Origin of the sequence: Natronococcus sp. JC468 (assembly GCF_012163165.1) — an archaeon.
Classification (GTDB): Archaea; Halobacteriota; Halobacteria; order Halobacteriales; family Natrialbaceae; genus Natronococcus; species Natronococcus jeotgali.
This window is the reverse complement of record NZ_JAAVUO010000017.1, coordinates 65,698-80,043: the sequence shown is the minus strand read 5'-3', so window position 1 is coordinate 80,043 and position 14,346 is coordinate 65,698. Positions and strand designations below refer to the sequence as shown.

Sequence of the window (14,346 nt, the reverse complement as noted above, 5' to 3'; positions counted from 1 at the left end):
GGGGCCGCCCGCGGGCGCTCGGCCCCCGACGGGGGGGGTGCCGCCGTCCTCGAGTCCCGTGAGTCGAGCGAGCCCGCCGGCGTCGTCCCCGTGCAGGTAGTAGGGGGCGCCGAGCTCGCCGGCGAGCCGACGCGCGCCCGAGACGTGATCGGCGTGGGCGTGCGTGTCGGCCACGCCGACGATCTCGAGATCCCGTTCGTCGGCCTCGCTCAGGTAGTAGTCGACGTACTGGCTCGGATCGACGACGACGGCCGCCGTCCCGTCGTGGACGAGATAGGAGACACAGCCCGTGCCGGGACGGATGATCTGGACGACGCCGTCGACGCCGTCGATCTCGAAGCTGCGGTGAACCCGACCCCACCCGTTCATCCCGTCATCAATCGACTCCGCGTCGAACCCCCGGTCGCGGAGGAACGCCGCGGCTCGGGCCGACGTGACCCCGGCGACGCAGACGACGGCGATCTCCCGGTCCCCGGGGAGGTCGTCGAGATGCGCCTCGAGCGTAGAGAAGTCGTGCTCGAGCAGCTCGTCGTAGATCGGGAGGTTCGTGCTCCCCTCGATCCGCCACTCCTCGTAGTCGTCCTCGTTGCGGACGTCGAGGACGAACAGGTCCTCGTCGTCCTCGTCGATGCGACGGGCGACCTCCGCGGGATCGAATCCGGTGTTGCTCATACACCACAATATCGTACACGACGGCTATTAAATTCGTTGCACGAACCCGCAGCCGAGGGAGCAAGCCGACTCGAGGCGAGACGGCGTCGGATCAGTACTCGAGTCCGAACAGCGAGTTGATCGTCAGCGCCAGGACGACCCCGGCGAGCAGGGTAGCGAGAAAGCCGAAGGAAACCGCCCAGCCGAACAGGTCCGCCAGGGCGCCGACGACGACCGAGCCGAGCGCGGCGACGATCATGTAGACGGTGCGGACGAGCCCAAACCCGGCGTTCTGTTCCTCTGCGGAGAGCTCCCGGAGGAACCGGGGCATCAGCGCCGCCCCGAAGCTCATCCCGATCCCGACGAGGACGATCCCCGCGACGATCGACGCGGTGTTCGACGTTGCGATCAGGACGCCGAACCCGCCGACGCCGGCGAGCATACAGGCCGCGATCGCCCGGTCTCGACCGATCCGATCGGAGACAGCGCCGACGCCGATCTGGGCGAGGCCCTGTACGACGAAGTACGTCGAGAACAGCGCTCCCGCGAGGGGCGTGGACGCATCCTGGTACTCGATGAGAAACGTCGGGAGAAAGGAGGCGACTCCCTGCCAGGCGAACTCGCTAACGATCGCGACGACCAGCGTAAAGGCGATCGGCGGCCGCGAGAGGAGCTCGAGGGCGGGCGCGACCCGCAACCGATCGCGCAGCGGCGTCTCCGGCCGACGCGGCGCCGTGGGACGGACCTCCCGGGCGAACAGCACCGTCGACGGAATTCCGATCAGCGCGACGGCAGCGACGGCGATCCGCCAGCCGAACCGAACCGCCAACCAGGCGACGGCAACGGGAGTGACCAGTCCGGCGATCGTCGCTCCGGTGTTGTGGACGCCGACGGCGGTCCCGACGTTATCGTAGGTGCGAGCGAGCAGCGTCGTCGCGACGCTGTAGTGCAGCCCCGCGACCGCTCCGAGCAGCACCGTCGCGAGGAAAAACGGCGCAAACGCGGGCGTGATCGAGACGGCCAGCGCCGCCAGCGTCGAGCCGCCGACGGCGATCAGCACGATCCGTCGCTCGCCGTAGCGATCGGCCAGGATCCCGCTGGGGTACTGGGCGAGCCCGTAGGCGAGCCACATCCCGCTCAACGAGAGCCCGACGGCCGCGTTCGAGACCGCGAACGTCTCGACGACGTCGGGGATGATCGGGCTGATCGCCAGCCGTCCGACCATCGTGACGAAGAACGCGAGCGTACACAGCGCCAGTACCGTCTCCCGGTACCGCCAGCGTGTCGAAATCGTGCTCAACCTGTCCGGTGAAAGCGCGTCCGCACACTTAGCGGAACCGACTCGACGCGCGACGCGAGAGGTGGTCCTCGGGCCGAGACCTCATCGACCGACTGATCGTCGGCCGCACCGTGGATTCGGTATAGCAGTATTCGATTCATCGAGGCGACCGCCCTCGAGTCGGAGACGATCGGGATGGCGCGCGCTCGACCTCGTGCGGGCCGACGGGGGACGTCCCGTCGGACGCTCGAACGGCGGTCGGCTCCACTCCGTCGGTGTGACCGATCCGGCGCGGGTCGACGCCGTACGATTCCGTGACCGTCTGACGAGCTTTTATCTTATGTGCAAACGCTTGCGCAAACGGATACGTAGATGGCAGTCAGCACCAACCGAGCCGCGACCTTTCTCGACAAGGGCGGTACCGGAAAGACGACTTCGGCGGCCCACCTCGGCGTCGCGCTCGCCGAAACGGGCGAGGACGTTCTGCTCATCGACCTCGCGGGCAAGCAGGGCGACCTGGCGAAACACTTCGGCGTCTGGTCGGCGGTCCAGGAGGAGATCGAGGCGGACGACGACTGGCCGAACATCTCGACGGTGTTCGCCGAGGAGTGGGACCAGATCGCCTCGAAGCTCGGCGACGCGGCCGTCGAGAGCCTGATCGTCGAGACCGACGAGGGCGTCGACCTGATTCCCGCCCACCCCGGGCTCGACTCGCTGGACGCGGATCTGGGCAACATCGACGACGCCCGGGAGCGATACTCCCGACTCGAGCGCTTCCTCGACGAGTACATCGACGGTCGGTACGACACCGTCCTCATCGACCTGCCGGGACTGACGAACAACGTCACCTACAACGGGCTGTGGGCGACGCGCAACGTCGTCGCGCCCGTCGAGATGGGGCCCTTCGAGAGCGAGCAGGCGGCGGCGCTGGAACGGGACCTCGAGAAGATCGACAACCAGTTCGGCGTCGACGTCGACCTCGCGATGATCCTGCCGAACAAGGTCGACACCCGGACGAAACTCGCCACCGAGTACCTCGAGGGGTTCGACGAGGAGTACGCGGGCGCGATCGCCCCGGCTCACGTCCCCGCGAGCCAGGACGTCCGGAACGCCGCCGACGAGGGCCAGACCGTGTTCGCCCTCGAGGAGCCCTCTGGAACCGCCGAGCGTGCCCGGGAGGCTTTCCTCGAGGGCGCGTCGGAACTGCGACAGCGACTGGGTGAGTCCCGATGAGCGACGACCTCGAGGAGCTGCGCAAGCGGACCGAACGGGGCGATCGAAACGACGAGATCAGAACCGAGGCCGACTCGGCGTTCGTCGACGCGCTCGTCGACGCGCTCGAGGCCGTCGACGACGGCGACCGGCCGAAAACCGTCGCCGTCCGCGACCAGCCCGTGGCGGCGCTGCTGGCCGCCCTCGACGAGGACGACGCCGAGATGACCGCGGTCGGCAACGCGCTCGAGTCCTCGCTGGGCCGCGAGCGCTCCGAGGAGTTCGACCGCAGCGAGATCGTCCGCCTGGCCGTCCGCGTCGGGCTTGAGACGGCGACGCCCGAGAAAACCGAACAGCTCGGCGACGCGGTCGGACGCCACGCCCAGCGGAACCTCTAGCCGTTTGCGTTTGCGTTTGCGTTTGCGTTTGCGTTTTCGCCTGCGTTTTCGCCTGCGTTTTCGCTTTCGAATACGAGGCCCGCGAACGCGACGACGACCCGAACCCCCGCTACCCGGGACTTCTCCCTCGGCCGTCGTCTGCGGTCCGCGATAAACTACATTTCGATTGATGATTGCCCGGCCCTCACCCGTCCGGTCCGCCCTCCCGTCCGATGACGACGGTGTTCTGGACGAGGCTCCGGTGGGCTCGCCGGAGTCGTTCCGAGAGCGCCTGGTGGGATATGTCCAGCTCGTCGGCCAGCGCCATCATGTCCGCCTCGCGGGGGATCTCGTAGTAGCCCCGTTCGAACGCGATCTCCAGGGTGTCCTGCTGGTCGTCGGTGAGACCGAACCGCCCCTGCCGTCCCTCCTCGAGGCTGTAGACCGAGTGGAGCTGGAATCTGATCCCGTTCGACCGACAGTAGTCGTTCGTTCGCGAGAGGCTGTCACGGTCCGGAAACAGCAGCCGGAACTGCCAGCCGTCGGCGTCGCCGACCGCCGAGAGCACGGTGCCCTCCTCCTCGACGAGCATCTGGACGAGCGCGTCGACCCGACGAACCCACCCCATTCGGTAGAGCCGTTCGCCGTCGACGTCGGCGAGCAGTTCCACGTCGTCGACGGTTTCGTCGCCTTCGAGCGCCTCGTCGATCCCCTCGAGATCGGGCGCGTCGACCCAGAGAAACGGCATCACTTCGCCGTCGGCGTTCGCGACGACCCGTTCGACCTCGCACTCGAGCCCGTCGACGGCCTCGATCGTCTCCTCGAGGACGAACTCCGCCGGCGAGAGCTCGATCTCCGCGACTGTCCCTCCCATACCTCCCCCTTGAAGCGAACCGTCTTGGGTGCGTCGAACTCTCCGTTCGCGGAACTGGCGGGTCGCGACGGCAGTCGCGTCGGCGGATTCGTTTTCGAAAACGTTTGCGTTTACGTATCGTCGAGCGGCTCGTCCGGCGACGAGAATAGCGAGTCGAGGATCTTCCGTTCGGCCGTTCTGAGGTGCTGGTGGAGCGTCGACGGCGCGACGTCGAGGGACTCGGCGAGTTCGGTACCGGACGTCTCCCGCGGCCACTCGAAAAAGCCCGCGTAGTACGCGGTGGAGAGCACGGCGTGTTGTCGGTCCGTGAGGTCGGTGGCGAGCCGACGCTGAACCGGTCGCGGATCGCTAGCCGATCGGGTCGTCCGACGGTGACAGCGCAGTTCGGCCTCCGGGTAGGCACCTTCGATAGTGTCGACGATCCGGTGGACGTCGACGCTCGGCGCCAGGTGGACGGTCATCCGGTACTCCCCGTCGACGATCGACGCGCCGTCGACGTATCCGCCGTGGGACGCGACGACGGAAAGCACCGGCGGATCGATCGCGCGAAGCACGAACCCCGTCGGCGTCGCCTCCGGGTAGACGGTTACCTCCCCGTCGCCGGGACGGGCGTCGACGAGCTCGCGGACCGCGTCGACGGCGTCCCGCTCGGCAGTCCCGTAGACGAGGAACTCGTCGTCCCCGAGCGGGACGATGTGGTCGAACGCGATCGATCCCGTCGGCTCGGCCTCGAGTCCGAACGTCTCGAGGAAGCCCTGGATCCGGAACTCGAGTTCGACGAGGTCGTCGCTCAGCAGCGTCCGCTTGCGCTCGGCGGCCGCGATCGCGTGGCCGACGATCTCGCCGAGCTGGGTGATCCGCTTTCCCTCCGGTCCCTCGAAGGCCCGGGATCGCTCCGCGTAGACGTTCAACACGCCGTAGAGGACTCCCTCGTGAGTGATCGGTATCGCCGCGGACGACCGGAAGTCGTACGACTCGATGTGGTCCCGCCAGGGATCGTACCGGGAATCGGTCTCGAGCTCCTGGGTCGTCTGTACCTCGCCGCGTCGAAGCGCCCGGCCTGTGGGCCCCCGGCTCCGGGCGTCGTCCGGATCGATCGAGATCGTAATGTCGTCGAGGTATCCCTCGACCCCGGCTTCGGCCCGAAGGGTTACGGTCCGGGTTGCGGCGTCGACGTCGCCGATCCAGGCGAACAGGTACGACTCCGAGTCGGCGAGGTGCTCGCAGACCGTCGTCTCGACGTCCTCGCGCGTCGACTGGCCGATGATCGCGCGCGTGATCTCGTTTGCGACCTCGCCGAGGCTGGTCACCGCCGCGAGCTGCTCGCGCTGGCGCTCGAGTTCGCGCTCGTACTCGACGCGGTCGGTGACGTCGCGGACGACGCCGACCCGCCCCGTCTCTCCGCTCTCCAGCTCGAGTCGACCGACTCGACTCTCGACGGCGATCGACTCCCCGTCCGCGCCGTGTAACCGCCCTTCCGGGGCGACGACGTTCGGCTCCTCCGTCTCGGCTCCGTCTCCTCTCTCCCCGAACTCCGCCCCGAACACGACCGCCGCGGACGCGCCGAGCAACTCGTCGTCGTCGTCGTACCCCGTCATCGAGACGAACGTATCGTTGACGAAGGTGAATCGACCGTCGCCGTCGAGGACGTAGATCCCGTCGTCGACCGTCTCGATGATACGCTCGTACCGCATCAGGGTCCGCTCGCGAACCTTCCGCTCCGTGATATCGGTGAAGTAGACCGAGAGCCCCGACGGGGAAGGGTGGACGATATCCCGGAACCACCCCTCCAGCGGGGGGTAGTACTCCTCGACGGCGGTCGGCTCCTGCGTTTCCATCGCCTCCCGATAGGCGGTTTCGAAGGCAGTGCCGACCAGTTCGGGGGCGGCGTCCCACAGCCGTTCTCCCAGCAGCTCCGCCCGGGTCCCGTCGAACATCGACGTGTGCGCGTCGTTGAAGTAGGTGAGTCGCCACTCCTCGTCGACCGCGAAGAACCCGTCGCTGATCCGCGCGATCGCCTCCTCGAGCTCCGGACCGGGTTCCGAAGCCGTCTTCGATCGCGGTTCCGGTCGCCACCAGACGCGGGCGTTCGCGCCGACCTTCTTCGTGCGAAGGAGGTCCCGTTCCGCGAGCCGTTCCAGTCGATCGTACGCGCTTCGACGCCCGAGATCGAGTCGCTCGGCCACCTCCGGCGTCGTTCGCGGCTCGCCGGAGTCGCCGAAAACCGCGAGTGTCTCCCGAAGCGCGTCGGTCAGCGATTCCATTCGATCGACGATCCGCGCTATCTCTCCATCAATATTCCGTCGACGGAGTCTCGAGTCGGAACTCGTCTCCGGAACCGCGCTCGTCACCGCTTTGCCCGGAACACCACCTAACAACTTTCGTATCGAGCTTACGGTCGAAGGGGCCCTTCTGTAACGTATTAGGACGATGAGAACTGAGACGAGAACCGATCGCTTCGGCGCGGATCGCGGACGGTGCACGGACGAGCGGCGACGACTGACGCTCGAGGTCCTGGCGAGCCGCGCCGATTCGCTCGGACTCGAGGAACTGGCCGCGGCGGTCACCCGTCGCGCCGGACTCGACGGGTCGGCGACCGTCGAACGCGTCGCGCTCGAGCTACACCACGGCCACCTCCCTCGGTTAGCAGATCGCGGCGTCCTCGACTACGATCCCAACCGTCGACGGGTCGAGGCGTCGTTCGACCGCGAGTAGGCCGTCGCGTTCGATCCGGGTCGTTTCTCGGATCGCTCCCTCGAGAGCGACCGTTTCCGATTCCGTTTACGTTTCTGTTTCCGTTTACGTTTCCGAAAACGCAAACGGGAGCGATTCGACCCGTCGCGACGCGGCGTGGCCAGGGCCCTCGATCACGCCGTCGGACCCTCGGAGACCGTAATCTCTCGGGTTTCGTCGAACGGGACGGTGACGTAGTAGCCGGCGTAGGAAAACTCGACGCCACCTCGCCGCTGGCGATCCACCTGGGGCGGTTCGAACAGCGAGTCGAGCGCCTCCGAATCGATGACGCGATGTAGCGAGGGAAGGTTCTCCGGTTCCCGATCGGTACGTTCCGCAACCCGTTTGACGATTTCGACGCTGACGGCGTCTCGCCCGCCCGGACGGCTGCCACTCATTTACTCGTCTGTCGATGCGGTCGGCGTATTTAATTATTGGCGATAATTTCACCGCCACAGGAGTTGGTTCCGTCCGACTCATCGACGGGCGAGGACGCCGCGATGCCGTTTCGGGCTCGAGGGCAGGACGACCCGCTCAGGCCGCTTCCTCGCGTTCGGCTCGTTCACGAATCACCGCGCGGAGGTGGTCCGCATCGCGCAGTTCCTCGAGTTCGTCGCGCTCGACGAGGGCGGTGCCGTCGACGGCGTCGCGTTTGGCACGGTCGACGATGTATACCGACTGGGACCGAGTCACCTGGCCGATCGAGCTCATGATTCGAGCCCGTTTCTCGGCGGCCTCGGTGAACTCCGAGTGACCCGTCAGCACGACGCCGCTGTCGTCTTCGTCCTCGCTGACCGCCTTGAACGGAGAGCGAACGGTCGGGTGGACCCGGTAGCCGGCCCGGGTGAAGACGGCGACGACCCGCTCGTCGGTCGGGTCGGCGTCGGGCTCCTCCGGGGTCGCCTCGCTCTCGTGGACCTCGTCGGCGCCCTCGAGGACGTCTACGGGGCTGGTCAGGGAGGCGTCGAACAGGTCCTCCAAGGCCATCGCGATCTCGACGGAGGCGTTCATCCCGTCCTCGTACTTCGAGACCGTTCGCCGGGAGACGCCGAGCTGGCTGGCGAGCTGGCCGAGGCTCAGTTCGCGGTCCTCGCGTTCGTCGGCCAGCAGGTCGCCGTCGATGTTGACGTACAGCCCGCCGGGGGCGGCGTAGATCAGCGGCGGGACGTCCTCGATGAAGAGGTTGTACGCCGTGTCGGGGCTGAGGACGGGAACGCCGTGGCGGAAGTAGGTGACGTCGGGTTTCAGATCCTCGTCTCGGCTGCGCAGCCCGATCACCAGCGGCGTCGCCTGCAGGTAGGTGCCCAGGCGCCGCATCTCGTGACCGGTCTCCTCGTTGAAGGCGTCGATGTTGCCCAGGATCTTGACGAGCAACAGGTTGTCGCCGCGACGCGCCGCGACGTCGAAGCTCTTCGGGCGGATCGCACACCGGTCGCTGACCACGAATCCCGCGTCCTCTAACATCGCGGTGACGTTGCCGACCAGTGCCGAACGGGACATAGGGGATTGTAAGCGAGTCCATCTATATGAGTGTTGTCCTGCCGATCCCCGGGTGCAGGGTGGCGATTCGCCGATCGATCGGGAGGTACGCTTTTATACCAAGAGACGACCCGGCGGCGGGGATCCGAAGGTAGTTATCCGCCGATCCGATACCGTCGACCGATGACCGTCGTCGGGCTCGACGATACCGATTCGCGGGAGCGAGGGATGTGTACGACCTACGTCGCCAGGACGATCGCCGACCGCCTCGAGCGGACCGGGGCGTCGGTGTCGCGGCTGGTACTGGTCCGGCTCAATCCCGCCGTCGAGTACAAGACTCGAGGTAACGCCGCGCTGGCGATCCACACCGACTGCGAGCCCGAATTGGCCCTCGAGATCGCCCACGACCGCCTCGAGGCCCTCGCGGAAACGGCCGACGAGCGGACCCAGCCCGGGCTGGTCGTCGCCGACCACGATCCCGACGAGGCGCCGGGAGACGTGAGCCGTTTCGCTCGACGCGCGATCGGAACACATCTCGAGCGGACCGACGCGACGGCCCTGATCGACCGCCACGACTACCGCTCGTGGCACTCGGGTAACGGCCGCGGCCGCATCGGCGCGCTGGCCGCGGTCGGCGCCTGGCGCGAACTCGAGGACTGGTCCTTCGAACACATCTCCTACCGGGAGTCCGAACGGTGGGGAACCCCCCGCGAGGTCGACGCGGAGAGCGTCTTCGCCGCGGCCGACCGGGGCTACCCCGCGGTCTGGGACACCGTCGACCGCGAGGAGGGTGAGACGGTCTGTGTCCCCAACGCGCCGGGACCGATCCTCTACGGGATCCGGGGCGACGATCCCGACGCGGTCCGGGAGGTCGCCGCCCGGATCGAGGGCGAGCCCGTCGCCGCGAGCCGGCTGTTCGTCACCAACCAGGGGACCGACGCTCACCTCCGCGAGGGGCGACTCGAGGACGTTCGGGACGGTCGCGCCTACCGTCTCGACGGACGGGTCGCGAGCGAGCCCGAGACCCGTCGGGGCGGTCACGTGTTCGTGACCCTCGAGGGGACCGGAGACGACGGCGAGAGTGACGAACGGCCGACGCTCGAGTGCGCGGCCTTCGAGCCGACCAAGCGGTTCCGTGACCGGGTACGGGCGCTGCGCGTCGGCGATCGGCTCACCGTCTGCGGCGAGGTCTCGCGGGGAACGCTCAAACTCGAGAAGTTCGCCCTCCGAGAGCTCGTCGACCGCGAGCGGGTGACGCCGACCTGTCCCGACTGCGGGCGGCGCATGGAGAGCGCGGGACGCGACCAGGGCTACCGCTGTCGGGACTGTAAGACGAGCGCGACCGAGAAGGAGACGGTCCCGCTCGAGCGCGACCTCGAGGAAGGGTGGTACGAGGTGCCGCCGTGTGCTCGCCGTCACGTCGCGAAACCGCTGGTTCGGGGCGGGTTCGACGCGCCGACGCACCCCGAGCGGTAGCCGCGTCGACGGCCCGACGCGACGCCTACTGGACGGCGATCCCGCGGCGAGCGAGGAACTCGCCGACGTCCTTGATCTCGACGGGGCTGCCGACGATCCGATAGCGGTCGTCGTCCTCCGGGACGACGGTGACGGTAAACTCCTCGTCGAGCTGCGGCTCGATGGACTCGAGGGTCTCGCGGGGGAGCACGATCTGGGTGCTGTCGCGCAGCTGCGACGGTTCCGGCATTGGTTGGTCGCGGCTACTGCCGCCGCAGGGATATGCGTGTCGAACTTCATCGTCGATCGTTTCGGAAATCGGGTGGTATTATTCGGTGGCGTCCGCAACCGAAACCGGATACCGGGACCGGGTCTTCGGCGAACGTGAGGCGATCCGCGCCCGCTGTGGCGATCGACGCGTCCGTACCGCATGGAAAGCGTTTTTCGACGCGACCGGTTGAGTACAGACAAATGGGGCTCGAGGACGAGATCGACGAGATCGAGGAGGAAATCGCCAACACGCCCTACAACAAGTCGACGGAAGCCCACATCGGTCGGCTGAAGTCCAAGCTCGCCGAGAAAAAAGAGAAGCTCGAGAAACAGCAGTCGGGATCGGGCGGTGGCGGGGGCTACTCCGTCGAGAAACACGGGGACGCAACCGTGGCGCTGGTCGGCTTTCCGAGCGTCGGGAAGTCGTCGCTGCTGAACGCGATGACCAACGCCGAGAGCGAGACCGGCTCCTACGAGTTCACGACGCTGGACGTCAATCCCGGGATGCTCAACCACCGCGGCGCGAACATCCAGATGCTCGACGTGCCCGGTCTCATCGAGGGGGCGGCGTCGGGCAAAGGCGACGGGAAGCAGGTGCTGGCGGTCGTCCGCAACGCCGACCTGATCGTCTTCATGCTCTCGGTGTTCGAGATCGAGCAGTACGACCGCCTCCAGGAGGAGCTGTACGACATCAACATCCGCGTCGACCAGGAGCCCCCGCGGGTGACGGTGCGTCCGAAGATCAAAGACGGTATCAAGATCACCTCGAGCACCGAGCAGGACTTGGACGAAGAGACGATCTCCGACGTCCTGCGCGACCAGGGCTACGTCAACGCCGACCTGAACCTCCAGGAGAACGTCGACATCGATCGGCTGATCGACGGGCTGATGGACAACCGCGAGTACATCCCCTCGATCACCTGCGTCAACAAGGTCGACCTGATCGAGCCCGACTACAAGCAGCAGGTCGACGAACAGCTCCGCGAGCGCGGGCTCGATCCCGAGGAGGAGGTGACGTTTATCAGCGCCGAGGCCGAGCGGGGACTCGAGGCGCTCAAGGACCGCATCTGGGAGAACCTCGGGCTGATCCGGGTCTACATGGACAAGCCGGGTCGGGGCGTCGACTGGGAGGAGCCCCTCGTAATCGAGGCGGGCTCGACCGTCGGCGAGGCCATCGAGAAACTCGGCGGCGAGATGGAGGAGCGCTTTCGCTTCGCCCGCGTCAGCGGCCCCAGCGCGACCCACGACGAACAGCAGGTCGGCACCGATCACGTCCTCGAGGACGAGGACGTGTTGAAGCTGATTCTCAGACGGTAGGCGTCCGATCGCGAGACCGCTCCCTTTCGGCACGCTACCTGCGGAATGGTCAGGATTATCAGTCGCGACGGTCTTCCCGTACCTATGGTAGAGTCCGGCGCTCTCTCGGCCGTGCCCGCTCTCTCACTCGTGCCGCCGCTGCTCGCGATCGCGCTCGCGATCGTGACTCGCCGACCGATCCTCTCGCTGTTCCTCGGAATCTGGTCGGGCGGCGTCATCGCGACCGAGAGCCTCGGCCTCGGGCGGACCTTCGAGTGGATCGTCGCGGCGATCATCGCCGACGACGGCTTTCACGTCCAGATCCTGCTTTTCACGCTGCTGCTCGGCTCCGGCGTCGCGCTCATCTGGCGTCTCGGCGGGGCGATGGCCGTCCGCAACTGGGCGGTAGACCACCTCGAGACCCAGCGCAACGCCGGCCTGGCGACGTGGATCCTCGGAATGGCGCTGTTTTTCGACGACTACGCCAACACGGCGATCGTCGGCAGCACGATGCGCGAGATCTCCGATCAGCTGCGGATCTCGCGGGAGAAACTCTCCTACATCGTCGACTCGACGGCGGCTCCCGTCGCGACGATCGGCCTCTCGAGCTGGGTCGCGTTCCAGCTGTCGATGATCGAGGACGGGTACGGACAGCTGGCGGAGGGCAACGAGGCCGTCGCGGCGGGCGAGACGCCCGGCGCGTTCGAGACGTTCATCGGATCGATCCCGTTCAACGCCTACTCGCTGCTCGCGATCCTCATGGTCGGCATCATCGTCTACTCCCGACGGGATTACGGCGAGATGCTCGACGCCGAGCACCGGTCGTGGCAGACGGGGAAGGTCAACCGCGAGACCGCGCAACCGCTCCAGCAGGTCGAAGACGACCTCGGCGAACCGATCGACGACCGTCCCATGCTGCGGACGTTCTTCGCGCCCATCGTCGTTCTGATCGCGGTTACGCTCTCGGGGGCGTTCTGGACCGGCTACCAGTCCTGGCTCGACGCCCAGGCCGAAGCTGGCGAGCCGACGGCACTCGAGGCGGCGATCGATGCAGATAGTCTCGTTCAGGTGCTCGTCGACGTCGTCGGCGCCGGCGACTTCGCCGTCGCGCTCATCTGGGGCTCGTTCGCGATGGTGGCGACGGCGACTCTCATCGGTGTGGGGTACGGCCTCTTCGATCTCGGATCGGCCGTCGACACCGTCCTCGACGGGTTCGGGATCATGCTCACCGCCGTGACGGTGCTCGTCCTCGCCTGGACGATCAGTGCGGTCGCCGAGGCGCTCGGAACCGGGGAGTACGTCGCCGGCGTCGCTGAGGGGGTCATCTCGCCCGCCGTGCTCCCCATCGTGGTGCTGTTCGTCGCCGCCTTCGTCGCCTTCACGATGGGCTCGTCGTGGGCGACGATGGGAATCGTGACGCCGACCGCGATGACCGTCGCGTACGAGCTCTCCGGCTCGTTCGACCTGATGCCCGTCGTCGTCGGCGCCGTCTTCTCCGGCGCGATCTTCGGCGACCACACCTCGCCGATCTCGGACACCTCGGTGCTGTCCTCGACGTTTACGGGTGCCGACCTCATCGACCACATCCGAACCCAGTTCTACTACGCCGGAACCGTCATGCTCGTCGTGGTACTGTGTTACGCCCTCTACGGCTTCCTCGGCGTTCCGCCGATCGTCTTCCTCCCGGTCGGGGCCGTCGTGCTCGCCGGGCTCGTCTACGGCTTCTCCGAACTCGACGCCCGCCGGAAGGACATCGATCCGAAACCCTCGAGCGTCGACGCCGAGATCGACCGTCGGGGAGACGCCGAGCCGGCGCGGGAAAACGTCGACTAGCCCGCCGGCTTCACCACGCTTTTTGCTCCCGCGAGCGTAGTCTCGGGTATGGACGGCACGCTCGACCACGTGATGATGCGCGTTTCGGACCTCGAGGAGTCGCTCGACTGGTACCAGACCCACCTCGAGTACGAGGAGAAAGACCGCCACGAGGGCGACGGCTTCACCATCGTCTACCTCGGCCCCGAGGAGCTGGGCGAGGAGGGGGCGATGCTCGAGCTGACCCACAACGAGGGCGAGGACGTCGAGGTCGGCGACGCCTGGGGCCACGTCGCGGTGCGGGTCCCGGAGGGCGAACTCGAGGACTACTACCAGCAGCTGATGGACGAGGGCGTCGAGGACTATCGGGATCCCAAGTCCTGCGGCGGCCGCTACGCCTTCGTCAAGGACCCCGACGGCCACGAGATCGAGATCGTCAAGCGCGACCCCGATCAGGGCGCGCTGTGGTCGCTCGATCACACCATGATCCGCGTCGAGGACGCCGACGAGGCGCTGGGCTTCTGGACCCGCAAGTTCGAGTACGAACACACCGGTCGCTGGGAGTCCGATTCGTTCGCGAACTACTTCGTGAAACCCGAGGGCGCGAGCGACGAGGCGATGGCCGTCGAGCTCACCTACAACTACGACGGCCGCAGCTACGACTTCGGTGACGCCTGGGGCCACCTCTGTGTCCGCATGGACGACCTCGAGGAGGACTGGGACCAGCTCATGACCCGCGAAGCGGAGGACTACCGCGACCCCGAGAGCAACGACAACATGTACGCCTTCACGAAAGACCAGGACGGCCACGAGATCGAGCTGCTCGAGCGCGATCCCGACGCCGAGTCGCTGTTCCCGTTCTAGCGGAGTCGGTCAGCTTCGCGAGGACGTCGTCGCTTCGCCCGCTT

The 14,346-nt window shown here is 67.1% G+C and carries 14 protein-coding genes; 7 read left to right on the top strand and 7 right to left on the bottom strand.

Going from position 1 to position 14,346, the window contains the following annotated elements:
- The coding region (locus GWG54_RS11890) for a rhodanese-like domain-containing protein (RefSeq protein WP_167937979.1) at window positions 1-672 on the bottom strand (672 nt) is incomplete at its 3' end.
- A 91-nt stretch (window positions 673-763) separates the two neighbouring features.
- Window positions 764-1,951 carry an MFS transporter gene (locus GWG54_RS11885; protein WP_167937978.1) on the bottom strand — a complete coding sequence of 396 codons (1,188 nt, stop codon included), beginning with the start codon at window positions 1,949-1,951 and terminating at the stop codon, window positions 764-766.
- Between the two features lie 351 nt (window positions 1,952-2,302).
- On the opposite strand from GWG54_RS11885, the gene GWG54_RS11880 reads away from it, so the two are divergent.
- Both GWG54_RS11880 and GWG54_RS11875 read left to right on the top strand, forming a co-directional pair.
- The gene (locus tag GWG54_RS11880; protein ID WP_167937977.1) at window positions 2,303-3,163 is read left to right on the top strand and encodes a ParA family protein; all 861 of its coding nucleotides are present in this window, start codon (window positions 2,303-2,305) and stop codon (window positions 3,161-3,163) included.
- Window positions 3,160-3,540, top strand: coding sequence for a hypothetical protein (locus GWG54_RS11875; protein WP_167937976.1), 381 nt, complete (start codon window positions 3,160-3,162; stop codon window positions 3,538-3,540). Before GWG54_RS11880 ends, GWG54_RS11875 begins: the two co-directional genes overlap by 4 nt.
- A gap of 184 nt (window positions 3,541-3,724) precedes the next feature.
- Here the strand turns inward: GWG54_RS11875 and GWG54_RS11870 are convergent, their stop codons facing one another.
- Both GWG54_RS11870 and GWG54_RS11865 read right to left on the bottom strand, forming a co-directional pair.
- Entirely contained in the window at window positions 3,725-4,393 is a 669-nt protein-coding gene (locus GWG54_RS11870) for a helix-turn-helix domain-containing protein (protein WP_167937975.1), read from the bottom strand.
- Window positions 4,394-4,503: 110 nt separating this feature from the next.
- A complete protein-coding gene (locus tag GWG54_RS11865) occupies window positions 4,504-6,657 on the bottom strand; it encodes a bacterio-opsin activator domain-containing protein (protein ID WP_167937974.1) in 2,154 nt (717 codons plus the stop codon).
- A gap of 166 nt (window positions 6,658-6,823) precedes the next feature.
- Here GWG54_RS11865 and GWG54_RS11860 point away from each other — a divergent pair, with 166 nt between their 5' ends.
- Window positions 6,824-7,108: a hypothetical protein gene (locus GWG54_RS11860; RefSeq protein ID WP_167937973.1), complete on the top strand. Its 285-nt coding sequence runs from the start codon at window positions 6,824-6,826 to the stop codon at window positions 7,106-7,108.
- A gap of 152 nt (window positions 7,109-7,260) precedes the next feature.
- Here GWG54_RS11860 and GWG54_RS11855 read toward each other — a convergent pair whose 3' ends face one another.
- The gene (locus GWG54_RS11855) at window positions 7,261-7,524 is read right to left on the bottom strand and encodes a HalOD1 output domain-containing protein (RefSeq protein WP_167937972.1); all 264 of its coding nucleotides are present in this window, start codon (window positions 7,522-7,524) and stop codon (window positions 7,261-7,263) included.
- Window positions 7,525-7,660: 136 nt separating this feature from the next.
- Window positions 7,661-8,626: a transcriptional regulator gene (locus GWG54_RS11850; protein ID WP_167937971.1), complete on the bottom strand. Its 966-nt coding sequence runs from the start codon at window positions 8,624-8,626 to the stop codon at window positions 7,661-7,663.
- Window positions 8,627-8,788: 162 nt separating this feature from the next.
- On the opposite strand from GWG54_RS11850, the gene GWG54_RS11845 reads away from it, so the two are divergent.
- Window positions 8,789-10,081 (top strand): tRNA(Ile)(2)-agmatinylcytidine synthase, encoded by a 1,293-nt coding sequence (locus GWG54_RS11845; protein WP_167937970.1) that lies wholly within the window; start codon window positions 8,789-8,791, stop codon window positions 10,079-10,081.
- 25 nt (window positions 10,082-10,106) lie between these two features.
- Here the strand turns inward: GWG54_RS11845 and GWG54_RS11840 are convergent, their stop codons facing one another.
- Window positions 10,107-10,310 (bottom strand): hypothetical protein, encoded by a 204-nt coding sequence (locus GWG54_RS11840; RefSeq protein WP_167937969.1) that lies wholly within the window; start codon window positions 10,308-10,310, stop codon window positions 10,107-10,109.
- Window positions 10,311-10,531: 221 nt separating this feature from the next.
- Between GWG54_RS11840 and GWG54_RS11835 the strand changes: the two genes are divergently transcribed.
- From GWG54_RS11835 to GWG54_RS11825, 3 genes are all read left to right on the top strand, one after another.
- Window positions 10,532-11,647, top strand: a complete 1,116-nt coding sequence (locus GWG54_RS11835) for a GTP-binding protein (RefSeq protein WP_167937968.1) — start codon at window positions 10,532-10,534, stop codon at window positions 11,645-11,647.
- An 84-nt stretch (window positions 11,648-11,731) separates the two neighbouring features.
- The gene (locus tag GWG54_RS11830) at window positions 11,732-13,459 is read left to right on the top strand and encodes a Na+/H+ antiporter NhaC family protein (RefSeq protein ID WP_167937967.1); all 1,728 of its coding nucleotides are present in this window, start codon (window positions 11,732-11,734) and stop codon (window positions 13,457-13,459) included.
- A 48-nt stretch (window positions 13,460-13,507) separates the two neighbouring features.
- Window positions 13,508-14,302, top strand: coding sequence for a VOC family protein (locus GWG54_RS11825; RefSeq protein ID WP_167937966.1), 795 nt, complete (start codon window positions 13,508-13,510; stop codon window positions 14,300-14,302).
- The last annotated feature ends 44 nt before the right edge of the window (window positions 14,303-14,346 follow it).

Bases quoted from the DNA above. Each gene is read 5' to 3' on its own strand.
- GWG54_RS11880 (WP_167937977.1), top strand. From the start codon at position 2,303: ATGGCAGTCAGCACCAACCGAGCCGCGACCTTTCTCGACAAGGGCGGT.
- GWG54_RS11870 (WP_167937975.1), bottom strand. From the start codon at position 4,393: ATGGGAGGGACAGTCGCGGAGATCGAGCTCTCGCCGGCGGAGTTCGTC.
- GWG54_RS11825 (WP_167937966.1), top strand. From the start codon at position 13,508: ATGGACGGCACGCTCGACCACGTGATGATGCGCGTTTCGGACCTCGAG.
- GWG54_RS11835 (WP_167937968.1), top strand. From the start codon at position 10,532: ATGGGGCTCGAGGACGAGATCGACGAGATCGAGGAGGAAATCGCCAAC.
- GWG54_RS11860 (WP_167937973.1), top strand. From the start codon at position 6,824: ATGAGAACTGAGACGAGAACCGATCGCTTCGGCGCGGATCGCGGACGG.
- GWG54_RS11875 (WP_167937976.1), top strand. From the start codon at position 3,160: ATGAGCGACGACCTCGAGGAGCTGCGCAAGCGGACCGAACGGGGCGAT.
- GWG54_RS11845 (WP_167937970.1), top strand. From the start codon at position 8,789: ATGACCGTCGTCGGGCTCGACGATACCGATTCGCGGGAGCGAGGGATG.
- GWG54_RS11840 (WP_167937969.1), bottom strand. From the start codon at position 10,310: ATGCCGGAACCGTCGCAGCTGCGCGACAGCACCCAGATCGTGCTCCCC.
- GWG54_RS11855 (WP_167937972.1), bottom strand. From the start codon at position 7,524: ATGAGTGGCAGCCGTCCGGGCGGGCGAGACGCCGTCAGCGTCGAAATC.
- GWG54_RS11865 (WP_167937974.1), bottom strand. From the start codon at position 6,657: ATGGAATCGCTGACCGACGCGCTTCGGGAGACACTCGCGGTTTTCGGC.
- GWG54_RS11850 (WP_167937971.1), bottom strand. From the start codon at position 8,626: ATGTCCCGTTCGGCACTGGTCGGCAACGTCACCGCGATGTTAGAGGAC.
- GWG54_RS11830 (WP_167937967.1), top strand. From the start codon at position 11,732: ATGGTAGAGTCCGGCGCTCTCTCGGCCGTGCCCGCTCTCTCACTCGTG.